Source organism: Agarivorans sp. (genome assembly GCF_050295395.1).
GTDB lineage: Bacteria > Pseudomonadota > Gammaproteobacteria > Enterobacterales > Celerinatantimonadaceae > Agarivorans.
Genome location: NZ_JBNKPP010000252.1, coordinates 20867 through 38696 on the forward strand (window position 1 = coordinate 20867; position 17830 = coordinate 38696).

The window sequence follows — 17830 nt, forward strand, 5'->3', positions numbered from 1 at the left end:
TTCTGTCTCTCCGTGACGAATTAGCGGGCCTTAGCGACTTACTGCTGTTGGCGCGTTAACCGCGTTGTATTTTTTCACCGCCTCAAAAATTGAAGGGAAAGCAGGGCGCTTGATATAACGGCCTGCGCCTTCGGTAACAAACAGCTCACCGTCTTTAAATACTACTTTGCCTTGGCTAATGGTGATGTGGGGCGCGCCAGTTACGGTACGGCCTTCAAATATGTTGAAATCGATGTTTTGATGGTGAGTTTCGGCAGACAAGGTATGCGTTTGTTGCGGATCCCAAATCACGATATCGGCATCGGCACCTTCTACAATGCAGCCCTTTTGCGGATAAAGGTTGAAAATTTTGGCGCTGTTGGTGGAGGTAACGGCAACAAATTCTTGTTCGCTCAAGCGGCCTTTGTTCACTCCTGAATCCCACATGATCATCATGCGGTCTTCTACCCCTGCGGTGCCGTTAGGGATTTTGCTAAAATCATCTTTGCCCATGGCTTTTTGATCGGCGCAGAAACAGCAGTGGTCGGTAGCCGTGGTTTGCAGAGTGCCGCCTTGCAGGGCTTTCCAAAGTACGTCTTGATGGCCTTTAGGGCGAAATGGTGGGCTCATAACGTGAGCCGCAGCCGCTGTCCAATCGCTTTGGCGGTAAACACTGTCGTCTAGCTCTAGGTGGCCAGCCAACACCTCGCCGTAGACGCGTTGCCCTTCATGACGGGCGCGAGCAATTTCATCAACTGCCTCCTTACACGATACGTGAACTAAGTACAGAGGCACGCCCAAGGACTGGGCAATGCGGATCGCGCGGTTGGCCGCTTCACCTTCAACTTCAGTCGGACGCGATAGCGGATGGGCTTCGGGGCCAGTTAAGCCCGCTGCCAGTAGTTTTTTCTGTAAATGGTCGACTAACTCGCCGTTTTCGGCATGAACCGTGGGCATGGCACCGAGTTCTAAACAACGGTTGAAGCTGTTCACTAGGGTTTCGTCTTCGGCCATGATGGCGTTTTTATAAGCCATGAAATGCTTAAAGCTGTTAACCCCTTCCTCTTTTACTAAGGTTTCCATATCTTGGTAAACGCTGTCGTCCCACCAAGTCACAGCGACATGGAAGGAGTAGTCTGCCACCGAACGAGAGGCCCAGTCTTTCCAAGTGTTATACGCTTCCATTAAGGGTTGTTGCGGGCTGGGAATAACAAAGTCGATAATCATGGTGGTGCCGCCAGCTAAACCCGCCGCAGTGCCGCTGTAGAAATCCTCGCTGGCTACCGTGCCCATGAAAGGCAGTTGCATGTGGGTATGTGGGTCAATTCCACCGGGCATGACCAGTTTACCGCTAGCATCAATGTGTTCCGCATCATCGGGAACGGATAAATTTTGGCCGATGGCGACAATTTTGCCGTTTTCACAATACACGTCGGCGTAAATACTTTGGTCTGCGTTGACTACCTTGCCACCTTTAATTAATACACTCATCTCTAACTCACTCCATTATTAGATGTTCGGCGTTTTTTCTGGCTCACGCTTTGCCTTTTATAAAGCTTTTGAAAAACTGCTGTTAATGCCAATGCAATAGATTGACCAACCGGACAAACTATGGGTATTTATTTTGCTTAAGCCCCATGAAATCTGGGTTTAATCGTGGCAAGAAGCCTTGTTTAACTGTGCTGGGAGATCGACTTAACGCGCCAAATCAGGGCGCAATATCACTGAATTAGTGCACAAATATTGAGCAGATGATCGTGTTAAGCGGCTTCACTCGCTGTGTTTGGTTCAGTTTACTCTAAAATAAATGATAAAAATCAATAGCTTGAGTCTGCTTTTCTATAGTTTTGTCCAACTGGTCAGGTGTTTGCATGGTCAAGCAAGTAGGCACCAGTCTTGTCTCACAGACAGGCTAAAGCCAATGTGGGACGCAATGTTGGGTGAATAGGAGAATGGAATGAGTACTTTAAAAATAAATAGTGACCGTTTATGGAATAGCCTTATGGAAATGGCAAAAATAGGCGGAACAGAAAAGGGCGGTTGTAAACGTTTAGCACTTACCGATTTGGATAAACAGGGCCGCGAACTGTATATCAAGTGGGCCGAAGAAGCTGGCTGCACTGTTAAGGTGGATGCCATCGGTAATATTATGTGTACTCGTCCCGGTGAAGATATGAGCCTTGCCCCCGTGGGCACCGGTAGCCACTTAGATACCCAGCCCACTGGTGGTAAGTTTGATGGGGTATTTGGGGTATTGGCCGGTCTTGAGGTAGTACGCTCGTTAAATGATCAAAACATTAAAACCAAACATCCGGTGGAAATTTCGGTTTGGACGAATGAAGAGGGTTCACGCTTTGCTCCTGCTATGATGGGCTCCGGCGTGGTATCGGGCCGTTTTGGCCTGCAAGAGATTTTAGATACTACCGATGTCGACGGCTTACGCTTAGGTGATGAGCTAGAGCGGATTGGTTTCGCGGGTGAAACCCCAGTCACCGGGCGTAAGTTTCATGCCTTTTTCGAAACGCATATCGAACAGGGCCCTTATTTAGAAGCCGAGAATAAACAAATTGGTGTAGTAACCGGCGGTCAGGGTCAGCGCTGGTATAACGCCACCCTCGTTGGACGGGAGTCGCACGCAGGAACCACCCCAATGCATTTACGCTGTGACGCGCTGTTGGCCAGTACTCAATTGATTCAAAAAGTGGAACAGATTGCCAAAGCGCACGCGCCAGGTTGTGGCACCGTAGGTTTTATGCAAGTTGTACCTAATTCGCGGAATACCATTCCCGGCAAAATTGAAATGAGTATCGACTTGCGCCATCCACTAGATGAGCAATTAACTTCGATGGACAAGGCCTTAAGTGACGCGATTGCCGAGATTGAAGCTGCAACGGGAGTGGCGATTCAGCTAGATCCATTCTGGTATTACGAGCCTATTCACTTTGATCAGAACTGCGTAAATGCAGTGCGCAAAGCGGCCAGTGATTTAGGTTATAGCCATATGGATATTATTGCTGGAGCAGGCCACGATGCTTGTTATGTCTCGGACTTTGCCCCAACCAGTATGATCTTCACCCCTTGTTTAAACGGTATTAGTCATAACGAAATAGAAAGCACCACTCAAGAAGAGTGCGAGGCTGGTTGTTCCGTATTATTGAATGCGATTGTGACTATGGCTGAGCAGGTGAATGAAGCAGAAACGGCTGAATTGGCCGCCGCAAAATAGCCAATAACAGCGCTAAAGCGATAACTTGTAGTAGTTTTAATAACTAGTGTTTATCGCTTTAGAGCAATTTTATTCCGCAGCCTTTAAGTACCATTCGGGTTAAAAACTCAACGCCTGGTTCATAATCACTTTCATCTAAGCTGGGTTTTTCCAACATCATGCTGCACTGCAAGGCATGGTCGGCGTAGGCCTGAGTCGATGACCAAATCATAAATAACAGATGTTCTGGGTTAATTGGTTCCATCCATTGCTTGGCTATCCATTGGCGAAACACCTGACAGGTTTTATCAAACTGTTGCTTAAGATCGGTAGCCAGCTGCTGTTTTAGATAGGGCGCGCCATGCAAGATTTCTGCGGCGAAGATCCGCGAAGCATTGGGATGCTCTTTAGACATTTTAATCTTCTGCAGAATGTATTGGCGTAAGGCCACATTGGGATGCTGATCGGCGGTCATCTGATCCATGTGGCTCATCCACAGTACCAATAAACGGCTGAGTACCCCTTTGTATAAGGCTTCTTTGGTTTTGAAGTAGTACAAAACGTTGGCTTTGGGCAGATTGGCTTTGGCAGCAATGGCGGCAATGGTGGTACCTGAATAGCCATTCTCGCCAAATAGCTGCTCTGCCACAGCTAAAATTTGGTCTAGGTTGTCTTTACGAATGTCGGCGAGTTTACGGCGCTTTATACCGCTGGTAGCTGCTTTGCTCATGGTTAGGTTTTTCTCACTCCCTTGTTCGTTGCACTAACATGTAGCCAACCGCTTTAAAACTGGGCAAGGCATGCTTGCTATTACTGTTTAAGCATACCTGCTATTTTGACGATGTGTAATAAAAATAGCTTTTTTGTTTTAAATTTTTCCATATTTAACCTTATTTTTCATAGGTTTAAATTTAAGTCAGTATTATTGTGTTAATCTTCTGACCGCTTGGTCAGAAGATGGTACAGGCTTTGCTTTATTTTTATACAACTAGAGATAGCAGTCTCAGTATTATAAAAATAGGGAGATCCCATGGTGATGAGTATGGAGAAGCCGCAAGGCTATTCACAACAACAGCTAGCCCTTGATCAAATGTTCAAGGATATCAATCCAGCACTAAGTGCCCGTCAAGCCGGTATAGAAAGTTCGCGTTGCTATTATTGCTACGACGCACCTTGTGTTACCGCTTGTCCTTCAAATATAAATATTCCTAGTTTTATCGCCAGTATTCATGCTGATGATTTAACGGGTGCCGCCAAAACCATTTATTCAGAAAATATTATGGGCGGCAGCTGTGCCAGGGTTTGTCCAACTGAAATTTTGTGTGAGCAGGCTTGTGTTCGTAATAAAGAACAAGAAAAAGCACCGGTAAAAATTGGCTTATTGCAGCGCCATGCTACCGATAATGCCAAATTTGTTGGCCACCCCTTTAAGCGTGCAGCCGCTACCGGAAAAACTATTGCCGTAGTGGGTGCGGGGCCAGCAGGTTTAAGTTGTGCGCACCGCTTAGCACTATTAGGGAACGAAGTAGAGATATTTGAGGCGGCGGATAAGCCTGGTGGCTTAAACGAATACGGTATCGCTAAATACAAACTAACCGATAACTTTGCGCAAAAAGAAGTGGAATTTATTTTGAGCATTGGCGGTATTACTTTGCATACCAATAAGGCCTTAGGTAAAGACATTAGTCTGCAACAGTTAAAAGACCAATTTGATGCGGTATTTTTAGCCATAGGCTTGCAGGACGTTCATTCCTTAATGTTGGTAAATGAAGCCCATCCACAAGTATTAAACGCAGTGGATTACATTAAAGAGTTGCGCCAAGCCTCCGATATTAGTGAGCTTGATGTACCTAAAGATAGCGCAGTAGTGATTGGTGCCGGTAATACGGCCATCGATATGGCGTGTCAGTTGAAGCGCTTAGGCACCGAAGAAGTAACGCTGGTCTATCGTCGTGGCACTGAACACATGAGCGCCACCGAACACGAACAGCAAATTGCCAAAGACCACGAAGTAAGAATTAAAACTTGGGCGCGTCCCGAGCACATCAATCTTGACGATGATGGCGCACTCAAAAGTTTAACCTTCCGCAAAACCTATAGTGAAGACGGCCAGTTAAAAGACAGCGAAGAAAGCTTTGAGATTACCTGTTCTGCGATATTCAAAGCAGTAGGGCAGAAGTTTGCTTATCCCAAAGCTGAGCAACTTATACCTACAGTAAGCAACGGCAAGATCGCCACCTTTGGCCAACAAGTGACTAGCATTGATGGCGTTTATGCTGGCGGTGACTGTACCAGCGAAGGTCAAGATCTTACCGTAGAAGCCGTTCAGCAAGGCAAATTGGCAGCCTTAGCCATTCATCAGCAACTTAATCAGGAGGCTTAATTATGGCCGATTTATCAATTGAATTTGCAGGTATTAAGTCACCCAACCCGTTTTGGTTAGCCTCTGCACCACCTACAGACAAAGCCTACAACGTCGAACGCGCCTTTGAAGCAGGTTGGGGCGGCGTGGTGTGGAAAACCTTAGGTGAAGACCCCGCCGCAGTGAACGTGTCTTCGCGTTACTCGGCTATTTATGACCATAACGGTGAAGTGTCTGGCTTTAATAACATCGAGCTTATTACCGATCGCAGTTTAGAAGTGAATTTACGAGAAATTGAAGCAGTAAAAAAAGCCTGGCCAGATCGCGCCTTAGTAGTCTCGCTGATGGTGCCTTGTGAAGAAGAGTCATGGAAGAAAATTGTTAAGTTAGTAGAACAAACAGGCGCAGATGGTTTAGAGCTTAACTTTGGTTGTCCGCATGGTATGCCTGAGCGTGGTATGGGGGCGGCAGTAGGCCAAGTACCTGAATATGTGGAAATGGTCACCCGCTGGTGTAAAACCTACAGCAAATTACCGGTGATTGTGAAACTTACACCTAATATTACTGACATTCGTTTCTCGGCTCGCGCTGCCAAGCGTGGTGGAGCCGATGCGGTTTCAGCGATTAATACCATTAACTCAATTACCGGGATTGATTTAGACAAGATGTCTGCGCGCCCCATGGTAGATGGTAAAAGTACTCACGGTGGTTACTGTGGGCCGGCGGTTAAGCCGATTGCGCTAAATATGGTGGCAGAAATTGCCCGTGATCCCGAAACCGCTGGTTTACCTATTTCAGGCATTGGTGGGATTAGTAACTGGCGTGACGCGGCCGAGTTTATCTCGCTGGGTTCAGGCAGTGTACAAGTGTGTACCGCGGCAATGATTTATGGCTTTAGAATTGTTACTGAGATGCAACAGGGTTTATCTAACTGGATGGACAGCAAAGGTTATAAAAACATTTCCGACTTCCAAGGCTTGGCTGTGCCCAATACCACCGATTGGAAGTACCTAAACATGAACTACAAAGTGGTAGCCGACATAGACGAAGACAAATGTATTGGCTGCGGACGTTGCTACATCGCCTGTGAAGATACTTCTCACCAAGCGATTGACCGTAAAGTACGCGAAGACGGCAGCGTGGCCTTTGAAGTAATTGAAGACAAGTGTGTGGGTTGTAACCTGTGTCAGATCACCTGTCCGGTGGATAGCTGCATTAAGATGGAGCAAAAAGATGCCGACAAACCTTATATGAACTGGACGCAGGATCCACGAAACCCCTACAAAGACGCCTCTTAAACAAGTACTGGGCTTGTTCTGCTATGCGGGGCAAGTCCACATGATTAGATAGATCAGTATGATCACAGGGTGCTAGCAATAAACTGATAGTTTTTGGTTTTTAAAATACTGGGGAGTTTAACAAGAGAGGTGGTATTCGCGAGTGGATTTGAACCACCGACCCCTACCATGTCAAGGTAGTGCTCTAACCAACTGAGCTACGCGAATATCGTTTTGTTACTGGCTTAAACGCCTGCTGTGTGACAGCGAGTGGAATATTAGGGCAGTGGCTTGCGCCAGTCAATAGGCGGATATTTCGTTTGCTCAATAAGTGTTCTGTCAGCCACAAAAAATCCCAAATTTATCCTTGTTTGCTGCTTTTATCGTCGCAGCTATTCAAAATAGCCTGCCATTGTTGAACGTGTTGGCGGTTGGCCCGATGAAAATTTTGCTGAAGTTGTAGCATAGAGCTTGGTAAGCGGTCTAAGCCTTGGCTGTTAAATAAGCTACTTAAAGGGGAGTTGAGCAAGTTAAGGCTTTGATCTAGCTCGGCCAAATAGGCCTGTATTTTGGGCATATACACCTTGTTTAGAATGTTTTGCAAAATGCTAAAGTCTTGCTGATTTTGTTGGCAGCTAAACTGGCGTTGTTGCAAAGCTTGGCTAATGGTCACTAGCCAAAGACTCGCTGAATTTAATTCTTGGGCTAAGGCGCGTAACGTTGGGGCGCTGGACAGTTGTTTGCTAATGCCGAGTAGTTCACTAGCATCGATGCTTTGGCCATGAGTAAATCGTTGGCCAATGCTGTGCAGTTGACTTAATTGCAGACTGAGTTGGCGATAAGCTGCAGCAGGGGATGTATTTAAACGGGTATTACCCAGCCATAGACGCTGTATAGACTTATCTTGACTTAGGTAATTATACCAATATACCGCTAAGTGCTGACGCTTAAGCTCAAGTATGTTTTGCAATTTTTGCTTAAGTGCTGGTTTAAGCTGTTGGCTATTTACACACTGGCTTAGCCCTTGAATAATTTGGCTGTGCCAAATCAGCTGGTAATCGGCGCTCGCCACCTTACCCAAGCTAGAGTTAGCCTCGAATACCAGTTGTTCTAGGCCACAAGCATGCAGGCTGATGCTGTCGAGAAGAGATAAGTTTAATTCGGGTTCTTCGCCATGAAAGTCACGCCAGCTTATTTGCGGCAGCGTAGCTTGGTTTGGTGGTGGCTCAATCGAAATATCTAAGACTCGATTGAGCCGGGCACTATAGTCTGAAAACAAACGGTCACTGGTTGGGCTCAACCATTCAACTATCCAGTACAGCGTGCTGCTTAAAATAATTAACAGCAAGCCACTTTGTAAGACTCTCGCTTTACTCATGCTTCCTTATTAATAAATTGTAACTTGTGGGGGTTGTTACTGGCCCAAATTAACCGGCTCATTAAGCCTAACGCACAAGCGGTAAGAGCCAATACAATAGCTATCCAAAAACCTTGTACTCCCATGGGCTCGGCGCTTAAGTAGTCGGTAAAGGTGAGTATAGTGCCAATCCCAAGGCCGATTGGCCAAAAACTGATTAAAGTCACCATGAAAATATAGCGGGTATCTTGATAGCCACGTAAAGCGCCAGCGCAGCAAACTTGCAGCGAGTCCGACAATTGATAAGTGGCGGCGAGTAAGAATAGCGGTGCGGCTATCGCTGCTACTGCTTGGTTACTGGTGTATAAGCCGATGATTTGTGCTCTAAATAATACCGTTGCAGCAGCAATAAAGAAGGTGACAAAAGTCACTAGAATTATGCCGCTATAGGCGGAAATCTGAGCTTTATCAGTGGCTTTCTCTCCCATAAAGTTACCAACCCGAATAGTTAAGGCAATACCAACACTCAAGGGCAACATAAATACCATAGAGGTAAAATTAAGGGCAATTTGGTGAGCGGCGACAATGTCTGCCCCTAGTGGCGAAAGCAGTAGCGCAATTAGCGAAAACAATGTGACTTCAAAGAAAATCGCGCCACCAATCGGTAGGCCTAAACCGAAAATTCGCTTAATTAATGGCAAATCGATACGCAATGGACCGCTAAATAAACACAGCGGCGCAATAGAGCGGCTTTTTGCTAAGTAGATGCACATGGCGATTGCCATGAACCAGTTAACTGCAGCGGTGGCCACTCCACAGCCTGCGCCACCTAATTTGGGCATGCCAAACAGGCCGTGAATGAAGATGTAATTCACTGGAATATTCACCAATAAACCCATTACCCCAATGATCATAATTGCTTTTATGTTAGAACGGGCTTCATTTACGCCACGTAGCACTTGATAAACAGCAAAGGCGGGAAGCCCAAAACAGACATAAAATAAGTATTGTTTGGTGAGTGCAACTAATCCGGCTTCAACTTCCATCAAGTTAAATACTGAGGGAGCAACTAACAATAAGCCCCAAGCCAGTGCGGCTAATAGCAAGGAAATAAACAGGGCTTGGCGAAATATATTGCCTGACTTATGTGCTTGCTTTGCGCCGATCTGGTAGGCTACCAATGGCGTTACCGCCATTAGAATACCCTGTATAAGTAGTATGACTGGGTTAAAAAAACTAGATGCAACCGCGACGGCCGCCAAGTCTTTGGGACTAACGGAGCCGGCCATAATGGTATCGACAAAACTCATACCGGTAATGGTTAGCTGGGCAACCACAATGGGGCCAGCCAAGCGCAGTATGGCCAAGCATTCTTTTGAAAATCGTTGTTTAAAAGCCAGGAAGAAAGATTTCATGTTCACCGGAATTGTTCAAAGTAAAAGTAAAGTTAATAAAATCAAAAAGAGCACGGGCTTAATGCAGCTATGGCTTGATTTAGCTGATACCGAAGGCTTAAGCATTGGCGCTAGTGTTGCGGTAAACGGGACTTGTTTAACCGTGGTCAACATTAGTGAGCAAGGTGTGCAATTCGACTTAATTCAGGAAACGCTAAGTCTAACAAACTTAGACTCCTTAAAAGAAGCGGATTTAGTAAATATTGAACGGGCGGCCAAGGTGGGGGACGAGATTGGTGGCCATTTGGTATCGGGCCATATTCACTGCACCGCTAGTTTGTTAGAGCGTAAAGCCACCGACAATAACCTTTCCTTGCATCTTGGTTTGGCTGCCAATTGGTTAGATTACGTGGTGTATAAAGGGTTTATTTGTGTTGACGGCGCAAGCTTAACAGTTGGCGAAAAAACCGAACAAGGCTTTTGGTTACACCTTATTCCTGAAACACTACGGGTGACCACCCTTGGTGACAAGGCCTTGGGTGATTTGTTTAATATCGAAATCGACAGTACTACTCAAACCGCCATTGACACAATAAAAGGTCTTGCCGCTAGCGGTGAACTAAAACGCTGGTTGAGTTAGCCAAAGGATGTGGTGAGTAAAGGGGGCAGCAATTAAGGTTGCCCCTTAGCATTTAATATTGGTAAATGCGGATCTCTTGGGCTGAAAGGTTTAAGGTTAATGCCATTGAAAGGTTGAAGGGCTTTACTTTGTAAACAAAGTGTAAGGCCGTACAAATGTGGCTTACAGCAAGGCCAAACCAAGCCTGGTAGACGTAACTTTGGGCGCTGCTGAGTTTAAAAAAATTGCTCGTCGTCGGCGTCTACATAAGCAACCAGCTTATCATTAAGCTCATCAATGTGTAATCGACAATGTATCGGGCTACAGCACGCGCGGCAGTCTTCGTAAAAGTCTTGATCACCGTTGCTAGCATCCATTTGAATGGGAGTATGATGGCCGCAAGTAGGGCAAGTAATCATTTTTTCTACATAGTCTTTCATGACGATAACTCCACGTAAATCCACTCTTTAAGTATGGCTTATATCGGCCAAATCACCTTGTGTTAAGTGCAATAAAACACCGGCTATTGAAGTTATTTTGCTAGGGCATTAATATTGCCCATCTTTTTAGTGTGTGAAGCACTCAATTTTATCGATAAAACATGTGATGTTTGGTAGGCATCACCACTGTATATACAAGGATAAATATGCCAGTAATTACTCTCCCAGACGGTAGCCAACGTCAATTCGAAAATCCCGTATCAACTATGGATATTGCCGCCGACATCGGTCCTGGCTTAGCTAAAGCTTGTATTGCCGGTCGAGTGAACGGTGAGCGTGTTGATGCATGTGAATTGATCCACGACGATGCACAGGTGGCTATTATCACCGCCAAAGACGAAGACGGTTTAGAAATCATTCGCCACTCTTGTGCTCACCTGTTAGGTCACGCGATTAAGCAAATGTGGCCCGACACCAAAATGGCTATTGGTCCAACTATCGATAACGGTTTTTACTATGATATCGATTTAGATCATTCGTTAAGCCAAGAAGACATTGATAATCTAGAAAAACGAATGATGGCGCTGGCAAAAACTAATTACGATGTGATTAAAAAGACTGTGCCTTTAGCTGAAGCTAAAGCAGTTTTTGAACAGCGTGAAGAACCATACAAGCTAGAAATTATTGAAGGTATTGAAGCAACCGCCACTCCCGGTCTTTATCACCACGAAGAATACATTGATATGTGTCGTGGCCCACACGTACCTAATATGAAGTTCTGTCATCACTTCAAATTGATGAAGGTGGCAGGAGCATATTGGCGTGGCGATAGCAGCAATAAAATGCTGCAACGTGTTTACGGCACGGCTTGGGCCGACAAGAAACAGCTAGCCGCTTACTTGAAGCGTTTAGAAGAAGCTGCTAAACGAGACCACCGTAAAATTGGTAAGCAACTCGACCTTTACCACATGCAAGAAGAAGCGCCGGGTATGGTGTTTTGGCATGATTCAGGCTGGACTATCTTCCGTGAATTGGAAAGCTATGTGCGCGAGCAGCTACGCAAGTACGATTACCAAGAGGTGAAAGCGCCACAAATTATGGATCGCAGCCTTTGGGAGAAATCAGGTCACTGGGACAAATACTCAGATGCAATGTTCACTACTCAGTCTGAGAACCGTGAATACGCTGTTAAACCGATGAACTGCCCAGGTCATATTCAAATATTTAATCAGGGTTTGAAATCTTACCGTGATCTACCTTTGCGTATGGCCGAATTCGGCTCTTGTCACCGTAATGAACCATCGGGTTCTTTACACGGTTTGATGCGGGTTCGTGGCTTTACGCAAGATGATGCGCATATTTTCTGTACTGAAGACCAAATCCAAGAAGAAGTCGCATCGTGTATCGATATGGTATACGAGACTTACAAAACCTTTGGCTTTGAAGATATTGAAGTGAAATTGTCGACCCGACCAGAACAGCGAGTAGGTGATGATGAAACTTGGGATAAAGCAGAAGAAGCCTTAGCTGAAGCATTGAGCTCTAAAGGTATTGAGTTTTCATATCTACCGGGGGAAGGTGCCTTCTACGGTCCTAAAATTGAATTTACCTTGCACGATTGTCTAGATCGCGCTTGGCAATGTGGTACAGTGCAACTTGACTTCTCTATGCCGGGCCGTTTATCAGCCTCTTTTGTTGGTGAAGATAATGAACGCCATGTGCCAGTAATGATTCACCGTGCTATTTTGGGGTCCTTAGAGCGTTTCATTGGTATTTTGACCGAAGAGTACTCAGGATTCTTCCCAACCTGGTTAGCACCGCGACAAGTTGTGGTGATGAATATTACCGATAAACAGGCCGATTTTGTCCATCAGGTAGTAAAAAAATTAAATAAACAGGGCATTAGAGCCATTGCGGACTTGAGAAATGAGAAGATAGGCTTTAAAATCCGCGAACATACTCTAAAGCGTATTCCTTATTTATTGGTTGTCGGCGATAAAGAAGTCGAAAGTAATGAGGTTGCGGTTAGAACTCGTAAAGGCGATGATTTAGGCAAATTTGCAGTAGATAAGTTTATTGAGCAAATTAAGCAAGAAATCAGCAGTCGTGACAATAATTGTATTGAGGTATAAATTATAAAAACCGGAAGACGTGGTCAGCAACAAGCTGCAAGAGCACATAAGATAAATGAAGAAATTCAAGCCCAAGAAGTACGCCTTAACGGCTTAGATGGTGAGTCCATCGGCATTGTAAGTTTGAATGAAGCACTAAACATTGCCGAAGAATCTGGCGTTGATTTGGTAGAAATTAGTCCAAATGCTGAACCACCTGTTTGTCGGGTCATGGATTACGGTAAGTTCATTTACGAAAAGAGTAAATCTGTTAAAGAACAGAAGAAGAAGCAAAAACAGATTCAGGTTAAGGAAATTAAATTCCGCCCTGGAACTGACGAAGGCGACTACCAGGTAAAACTACGCAACCTGGTTCGTTTTCTAGAAGAGGGCAACAAAGCTAAAGTAACGCTACGTTTTCGTGGTCGTGAAATGGCACACCAAAGTCTCGGCTTTGATCTACTAAATCGTATTAAAGGCGATTTAGAAGAACTTGCAGTTGTGGAAGCTTTTCCAAAAATGGAAGGTCGCCAAGCTGTCATGGTGTTAGGTCCTAAAAAGAAGTAACTGAGGCTTCCAAGTAACGAACAGCTTACTTTAACCAGTAAGCTGTTTTTGTTCGCCTTTAGTTATATGTTGTTAATATCGCAATGCGGAGTGCATGTAAATGCCAAAAATGAAATCAAACAAAGGTGCTGCTAAGCGCTTTAAGAAAACTGCTTCTGGTGGTTTTAAATTCAAACAAGCTGGTCTTCGTCACATTCTGACTAAGCGCCGTACTAAGGTAAAACGTCACCTTCGTCCGAAGGGTATGATTGCTGCTTCTGATGTTGCATCAATTGTTCGCATGTTGCCGTACGCATAAGTTTAGAGGAAATTAAGAATGGCCAGAGTTAAACGCGGTGTACAAGCACGTGCACGTCATAAGAAAGTCTTAAAACAAGCCAAAGGTTACTACGGAGCACGTTCACGTGTTTATCGCGTAGCCTTCCAAGCGGTAATTAAAGCGGGTCAATACGCTTACCGTGACCGTCGTCAGCGTAAACGTCAATTCCGTCAACTATGGATTGCACGTATCAATGCTGCGGCTCGTCAAAATGGTTTGTCTTACAGCCGTTTCATTGACGGACTTAAAAAAGCATCTATCGAAATCGATCGTAAGATCCTAGCTGATATCGCTGTTTTTGATAAAGCAGCATTCTCAGTGTTGGTAGAAAAAGCAAAAGCTGCTTTATAAGTTTTTGTAGTTTTTTAAAAAGGGAGCCTCGGCTCCCTTTTTTGTTACAAAAACAGGCTTACAAAGCGCCTTTTTCCGGGAACAAGTCTAGCTATAAGCACTTCATTAAAGTACTATTTCCGGTCTTATTTAATACAAAAATACAGCTTCCCCTTGAGCGGAATATGAGGAAATCATGCTAGATCTTGATGCGCTAATCAATCAGGCTAAGACTCACATTGAAGCGGCTTCAGCGATTAATGAACTTGATGCCGTTCGTGTAGAATACTTGGGCAAAAAAGGATTAATGACCAAACAGCTACAAGGACTTGGCAAACTTTCGCCTGAAGAACGTCCTAAAGCGGGTCAATTAATTAACCAAGCTAAACAAGTTATTCAAGATGCACTAAATGAAAAACGTGAATCACTAGTTCAGCAAGAACTCAATGCCAAACTAGCTGCCGAAACAGTGGACATAACCTTGCCCGGTCGAGTAGATGAGCTAGGTGGCCTTCATCCTGTAACTCGCACTATCGAGCGAATTCAAACCTTCTTTGGTGAACTAGGCTTTCAAGTTAAATCTGGTCCAGAAATTGAAGATGGTTTTCATAACTTCGATGCTTTGAATATTCCCGAGCATCACCCTGCACGAGCAGATCACGATACCTTCTATTTCAATCCTAACTTGGTATTAAGAACCCAAACATCAGGCGTTCAGATCCGGACTATGGAAGCCGAGAAACCGCCTATTCGTATTATTTCTCCGGGCCGAGTATACCGTAACGATTACGACCAAACCCATACACCGATGTTTCATCAGGTAGAAGGGCTAATGGTTGATAAGAACGTTAATTTCACTGAATTGAAAGGCGTATTGTACGACTTCCTACAAAGCTTCTTTGAGGATGATTTGCAAGTTCGTTTTCGTCCGTCTTATTTCCCATTCACTGAAACTTCAGCCGAAGTAGACGTGCTAGGTAAAAATGGTTGGTTAGAAGTACTAGGTTGCGGCATGGTTCATCCTAACGTATTACGTGCGGTAAACATCGACCCAGAAGAGTATACCGGTTTTGCCTTTGGCATGGGTGTTGAGCGCCTCACCATGTTGCGCTACGGCGTCAACGATTTGCGCTCATTCTTCGAGAATGACTTACGTTTCCTAAAACAATTTAATTAAGGGTTAATTTAAGATGAAATTTAGCGAATCCTGGCTAAGAGAGTGGGTTAACCCTAGCATTTCACGCGAAGAGTTAGCCGAGCAAATCACCATGGCCGGCCTAGAGGTTGATGGTGTTGAAGATGTGGCTGCGGCGTTTTCTAACGTTGTAGTGGGTGAAGTGGTTGAGTGTGGCCAACATCCCGATGCAGATAAGCTACGCGTAACTAAAATTAATGTTGGTGAGGCAGAGTTAATCGATATCGTATGTGGTGCGCCAAACTGTCGCCAAGGGCTAAAAGTAGCCGTGGCTAAAGTGGGCGCGGTACTGCCTGGTGATTTTAAAATTAAAAAGGCCAAGTTACGTGGACAAGTGTCTATGGGCATGCTGTGTTCCTACAGCGAGCTGGGCATTAGTGACGAAGCCGATGGCATCATGGAGTTACCAGCCGATGCACCTGTTGGCTCCGACCTACGTGATTACTTGAAGTTAAATGACGTTACTATTGAAGTAGACTTAACGCCTAACCGCGCCGATTGCCTAAGTTTACGAGGTTTAGCTCGTGAGCTTGGGGTACTAAACCAAATGGATGTTCAGCAACCTACTTGGCAAGATGCACCGGTAACGATTGATGATACTTTTGAAGTCAAGGTTAGCGCCACTGAACAATGCCCACGTTATTTAGGCCGGGTGATTAAAGGCGTTAATCTTAGCGCGACAACCCCCTTATGGATGCAAGAGCGTTTGCGTCGCAGTGGTATTCGTTCTATCGACCCAGTCGTTGATGTGACTAACTATGTGTTGATCGAACAAGGTCAGCCTATGCACGCCTTCGATTTACAAAAGTTAACGGGCTCTATAGAAGTACGTCTTGCCAACAATGGCGAGAAGTTAGTATTGCTAGACGGCAATGAAGTAGAGTTAAAAGATAATACTTTAGCCATCTGTGACCAAACCGGGCCAATTGCCATGGCCGGTATTTTTGGCGGCGATAAAACCGGTGTAAATGAAGATAGTCGCGATATCTTTTTAGAGTGTGCCTTCTTCAGTAAGTTAGCTATTACAGGGCGTGCCAGACAATATGGTCTGCATACCGACTCATCACATCGTTACGAGCGCGGTGTTGATTACCGTTTGCAAAATCAAGCGATGGAACGTGCAACTCAACTATTAGTGGAGATTTGTGGTGGTGAAGTGGGGCCGGTAGTTGAAGCGGGCGACCAAGCAAAACTACCTGAAGCCGCCACCATAGTATTGCGTCATGCTCGTCTAGAGAAAGTGGTCGGTTATGCTTTTGACAAGGCACAAGTGACCGAAATCCTAACACGTTTAGGGATGGAAGTTAGCGAAACCGAACAAGGTTGGCAGGTCGTTGCGCCAAGCTATCGTTTCGATATGGAAATCGAGGAAGACTTGATTGAAGAAGTCGCTCGAATCTATGGCTACAACAACATTCCTAATATTTCACCAGCCGCTTCTTTAAAGATGAATACTCATCAAGAAGTGCTGTTGCCCGAATCTAAAGTGCGCCAGTTATTGTGTGCTCGTGGCTATCAAGAAGCCGTTACTTACAGCTTTGTTGATCCGAAGCGTCAGCAGTTGTTGCACCCATCGCAACCGGCAATGATTTTACCGCATCCTATTTCGGTAGAAATGTCGGCAATGCGTTTGAGTTTATTTACTGGTTTGTTAGACACCGTGTCTTACAATCAAAAACGTCAGCAAAGTCGGGTTCGTGTATTTGAAAGTGGTTTACGCTTTATTCCTGATGAAACTGCCGAAAACGGCGTTGCGCAAACGACTATGTTAGCCGGTGTGATTAGTGGTTCTGCCAATAACGAAGCGTGGAATAGCGACACTCGAGAACTGGATTTCTTCGACATTAAAGGTGACGTAGAAGCCTTAATTCAACAGACTGTTGATGTTGAGTCATTCAGTTTTGTGGCGGCTGAACATCCAGCCTTCCATCCAGGTCAAGCGGCAAAAATTTTACGCGATGGCCAAGTAGTCGGTTATGTCGGTGCACTACATCCGCAACACCTAAAAGCTTTTGGCTTAACTGGCAAAGTGTTTATGTTCGAACTCGAAATGTCAGCGGTTATTTTACGTAAATTGCCTGATGCGAAGCCTATTTCTAAATTCCCGGCTAACCGCCGCGACCTAGCCTTATTGGTATCGCAACAGGTAAAAGCGGGAGATTTACTAAATTGCATTAAGAAAGTTGGCGGAAATCAATTAGTTGGCGTAAACTTATTCGATGTATACAAAGGGAAAGGCATTGCAGATGATATGCAAAGTATTGCTATCAGTTTAACTCTGCAAGAGCAAAGCCGAACCCTTGAAGAAAAAGAGATTGCCGCTACAGTTGACACCATTGTAGAGGCGTTACGTTCAGAGTTTGACGCATCCTTGAGGGACTAGTTATGGCATTAACTAAAGCTGACCTGGCAGAAAATTTATTTGAAAACTTAGGCTTTAGTAAGAGAGAGTCTAAAGAAGTTGTAGAAGCTTTTTTTGAAGAAATACGGGTCGCTTTGGAAAGTGGGGAACAAGTTAAAATTTCTGGTTTCGGAAATTTCGACCTAAGGGAGAAAAATCAACGCCCCGGTCGTAACCCTAAAACTGGAGAAGACATTCCCATTTCTGCGCGTCGAGTAGTCACCTTTCGTCCTGGGCAAAAGCTCAAGAGTCGGGTAGAGAACGCCGAACCTAA

Annotated in this window: 16 protein-coding genes and 1 tRNA gene; 11 read left to right on the forward strand and 6 right to left on the reverse strand. The window is 45.0% G+C overall.

Features of this window, described 5'->3' with window-relative positions; translation table 11 throughout:
• Positions 1-30 precede the first annotated feature (30 nt).
• Positions 31-1470 (reverse strand): dihydropyrimidinase, encoded by a 1440-nt coding sequence (gene hydA, locus ACQY6Q_RS14705; protein ID WP_427982493.1) that lies wholly within the window; start codon positions 1468-1470, stop codon positions 31-33.
• Positions 1471-1936: 466 nt separating this feature from the next.
• Here hydA and ACQY6Q_RS14710 point away from each other — a divergent pair, with 466 nt between their 5' ends.
• On the forward strand, positions 1937-3205 hold the full coding sequence (locus ACQY6Q_RS14710) for a Zn-dependent hydrolase (RefSeq protein WP_427982494.1): 1269 nt from the start codon (positions 1937-1939) through the stop codon (positions 3203-3205).
• 58 nt (positions 3206-3263) lie between these two features.
• On the opposite strand, the gene ACQY6Q_RS14715 is transcribed toward ACQY6Q_RS14710, so the two are convergent.
• Positions 3264-3914 (reverse strand): TetR family transcriptional regulator C-terminal domain-containing protein, encoded by a 651-nt coding sequence (locus ACQY6Q_RS14715; RefSeq protein WP_427982496.1) that lies wholly within the window; start codon positions 3912-3914, stop codon positions 3264-3266.
• Between the two features lie 306 nt (positions 3915-4220).
• Between ACQY6Q_RS14715 and ACQY6Q_RS14720 the strand changes: the two genes are divergently transcribed.
• Both ACQY6Q_RS14720 and preA read left to right on the forward strand, forming a co-directional pair.
• Positions 4221-5567: an NAD(P)-dependent oxidoreductase gene (locus ACQY6Q_RS14720; protein ID WP_427982498.1), complete on the forward strand. Its 1347-nt coding sequence runs from the start codon at positions 4221-4223 to the stop codon at positions 5565-5567.
• A 2-nt stretch (positions 5568-5569) separates the two neighbouring features.
• Positions 5570-6844 carry an NAD-dependent dihydropyrimidine dehydrogenase subunit PreA gene (gene preA / locus ACQY6Q_RS14725; protein ID WP_427982500.1) on the forward strand — a complete coding sequence of 425 codons (1275 nt, stop codon included), beginning with the start codon at positions 5570-5572 and terminating at the stop codon, positions 6842-6844.
• 130 nt (positions 6845-6974) lie between these two features.
• On the opposite strand, the gene ACQY6Q_RS14730 is transcribed toward preA, so the two are convergent.
• From ACQY6Q_RS14730 to ACQY6Q_RS14740, 3 genes are all read right to left on the reverse strand, one after another.
• Positions 6975-7051: transfer RNA gene (locus ACQY6Q_RS14730), tRNA-Val, on the reverse strand.
• A 133-nt stretch (positions 7052-7184) separates the two neighbouring features.
• Positions 7185-8201, reverse strand: a complete 1017-nt coding sequence (locus tag ACQY6Q_RS14735; RefSeq protein ID WP_427982503.1) for a DUF3080 family protein — start codon at positions 8199-8201, stop codon at positions 7185-7187.
• Positions 8198-9595: an MATE family efflux transporter gene (locus ACQY6Q_RS14740; RefSeq protein ID WP_427982505.1), complete on the reverse strand. Its 1398-nt coding sequence runs from the start codon at positions 9593-9595 to the stop codon at positions 8198-8200. The genes ACQY6Q_RS14735 and ACQY6Q_RS14740 overlap by 4 nt, the downstream gene beginning before the upstream one ends.
• Here ACQY6Q_RS14740 and ACQY6Q_RS14745 point away from each other — a divergent pair.
• Positions 9594-10214: a riboflavin synthase subunit alpha gene (locus ACQY6Q_RS14745; RefSeq protein ID WP_427982507.1), complete on the forward strand. Its 621-nt coding sequence runs from the start codon at positions 9594-9596 to the stop codon at positions 10212-10214. The two genes, ACQY6Q_RS14740 and ACQY6Q_RS14745, sit on opposite strands and share 2 nt — an antisense overlap.
• A 215-nt stretch (positions 10215-10429) precedes the next feature.
• Here the strand turns inward: ACQY6Q_RS14745 and ACQY6Q_RS14750 are convergent, their stop codons facing one another.
• Positions 10430-10633, reverse strand: a complete 204-nt coding sequence (locus ACQY6Q_RS14750; protein ID WP_427982508.1) for a CPXCG motif-containing cysteine-rich protein — start codon at positions 10631-10633, stop codon at positions 10430-10432.
• 206 nt (positions 10634-10839) lie between these two features.
• Here ACQY6Q_RS14750 and thrS point away from each other — a divergent pair, with 206 nt between their 5' ends.
• The 7 genes from thrS to ihfA all read left to right on the forward strand — a co-directional run.
• Entirely contained in the window at positions 10840-12765 is a 1926-nt protein-coding gene (gene thrS, locus ACQY6Q_RS14755) for a threonine--tRNA ligase (RefSeq protein ID WP_427982510.1), read from the forward strand.
• A 3-nt stretch (positions 12766-12768) separates the two neighbouring features.
• Positions 12769-13311, forward strand: coding sequence for a translation initiation factor IF-3 (gene infC, locus ACQY6Q_RS14760; protein ID WP_084681800.1), 543 nt, complete (start codon positions 12769-12771; stop codon positions 13309-13311).
• A 100-nt stretch (positions 13312-13411) separates the two neighbouring features.
• Positions 13412-13609, forward strand: coding sequence for a 50S ribosomal protein L35 (rpmI, locus tag ACQY6Q_RS14765; RefSeq protein ID WP_427982511.1), 198 nt, complete (start codon positions 13412-13414; stop codon positions 13607-13609).
• Positions 13610-13627: 18 nt separating this feature from the next.
• Complete coding sequence (gene rplT / locus ACQY6Q_RS14770; RefSeq protein WP_427982513.1) at positions 13628-13981, forward strand: 50S ribosomal protein L20; 354 nt, start codon at positions 13628-13630, stop codon at positions 13979-13981.
• A 175-nt stretch (positions 13982-14156) separates the two neighbouring features.
• Complete coding sequence (gene pheS, locus ACQY6Q_RS14775; RefSeq protein ID WP_427982515.1) at positions 14157-15137, forward strand: phenylalanine--tRNA ligase subunit alpha; 981 nt, start codon at positions 14157-14159, stop codon at positions 15135-15137.
• 13 nt (positions 15138-15150) lie between these two features.
• The gene (pheT, locus tag ACQY6Q_RS14780) at positions 15151-17538 is read left to right on the forward strand and encodes a phenylalanine--tRNA ligase subunit beta (RefSeq protein WP_427982517.1); all 2388 of its coding nucleotides are present in this window, start codon (positions 15151-15153) and stop codon (positions 17536-17538) included.
• Between the two features lie 2 nt (positions 17539-17540).
• A partial coding sequence (ihfA, locus tag ACQY6Q_RS14785; protein ID WP_427982520.1) for an integration host factor subunit alpha occupies positions 17541-17830 on the forward strand: 290 nt, incomplete at its 3' end.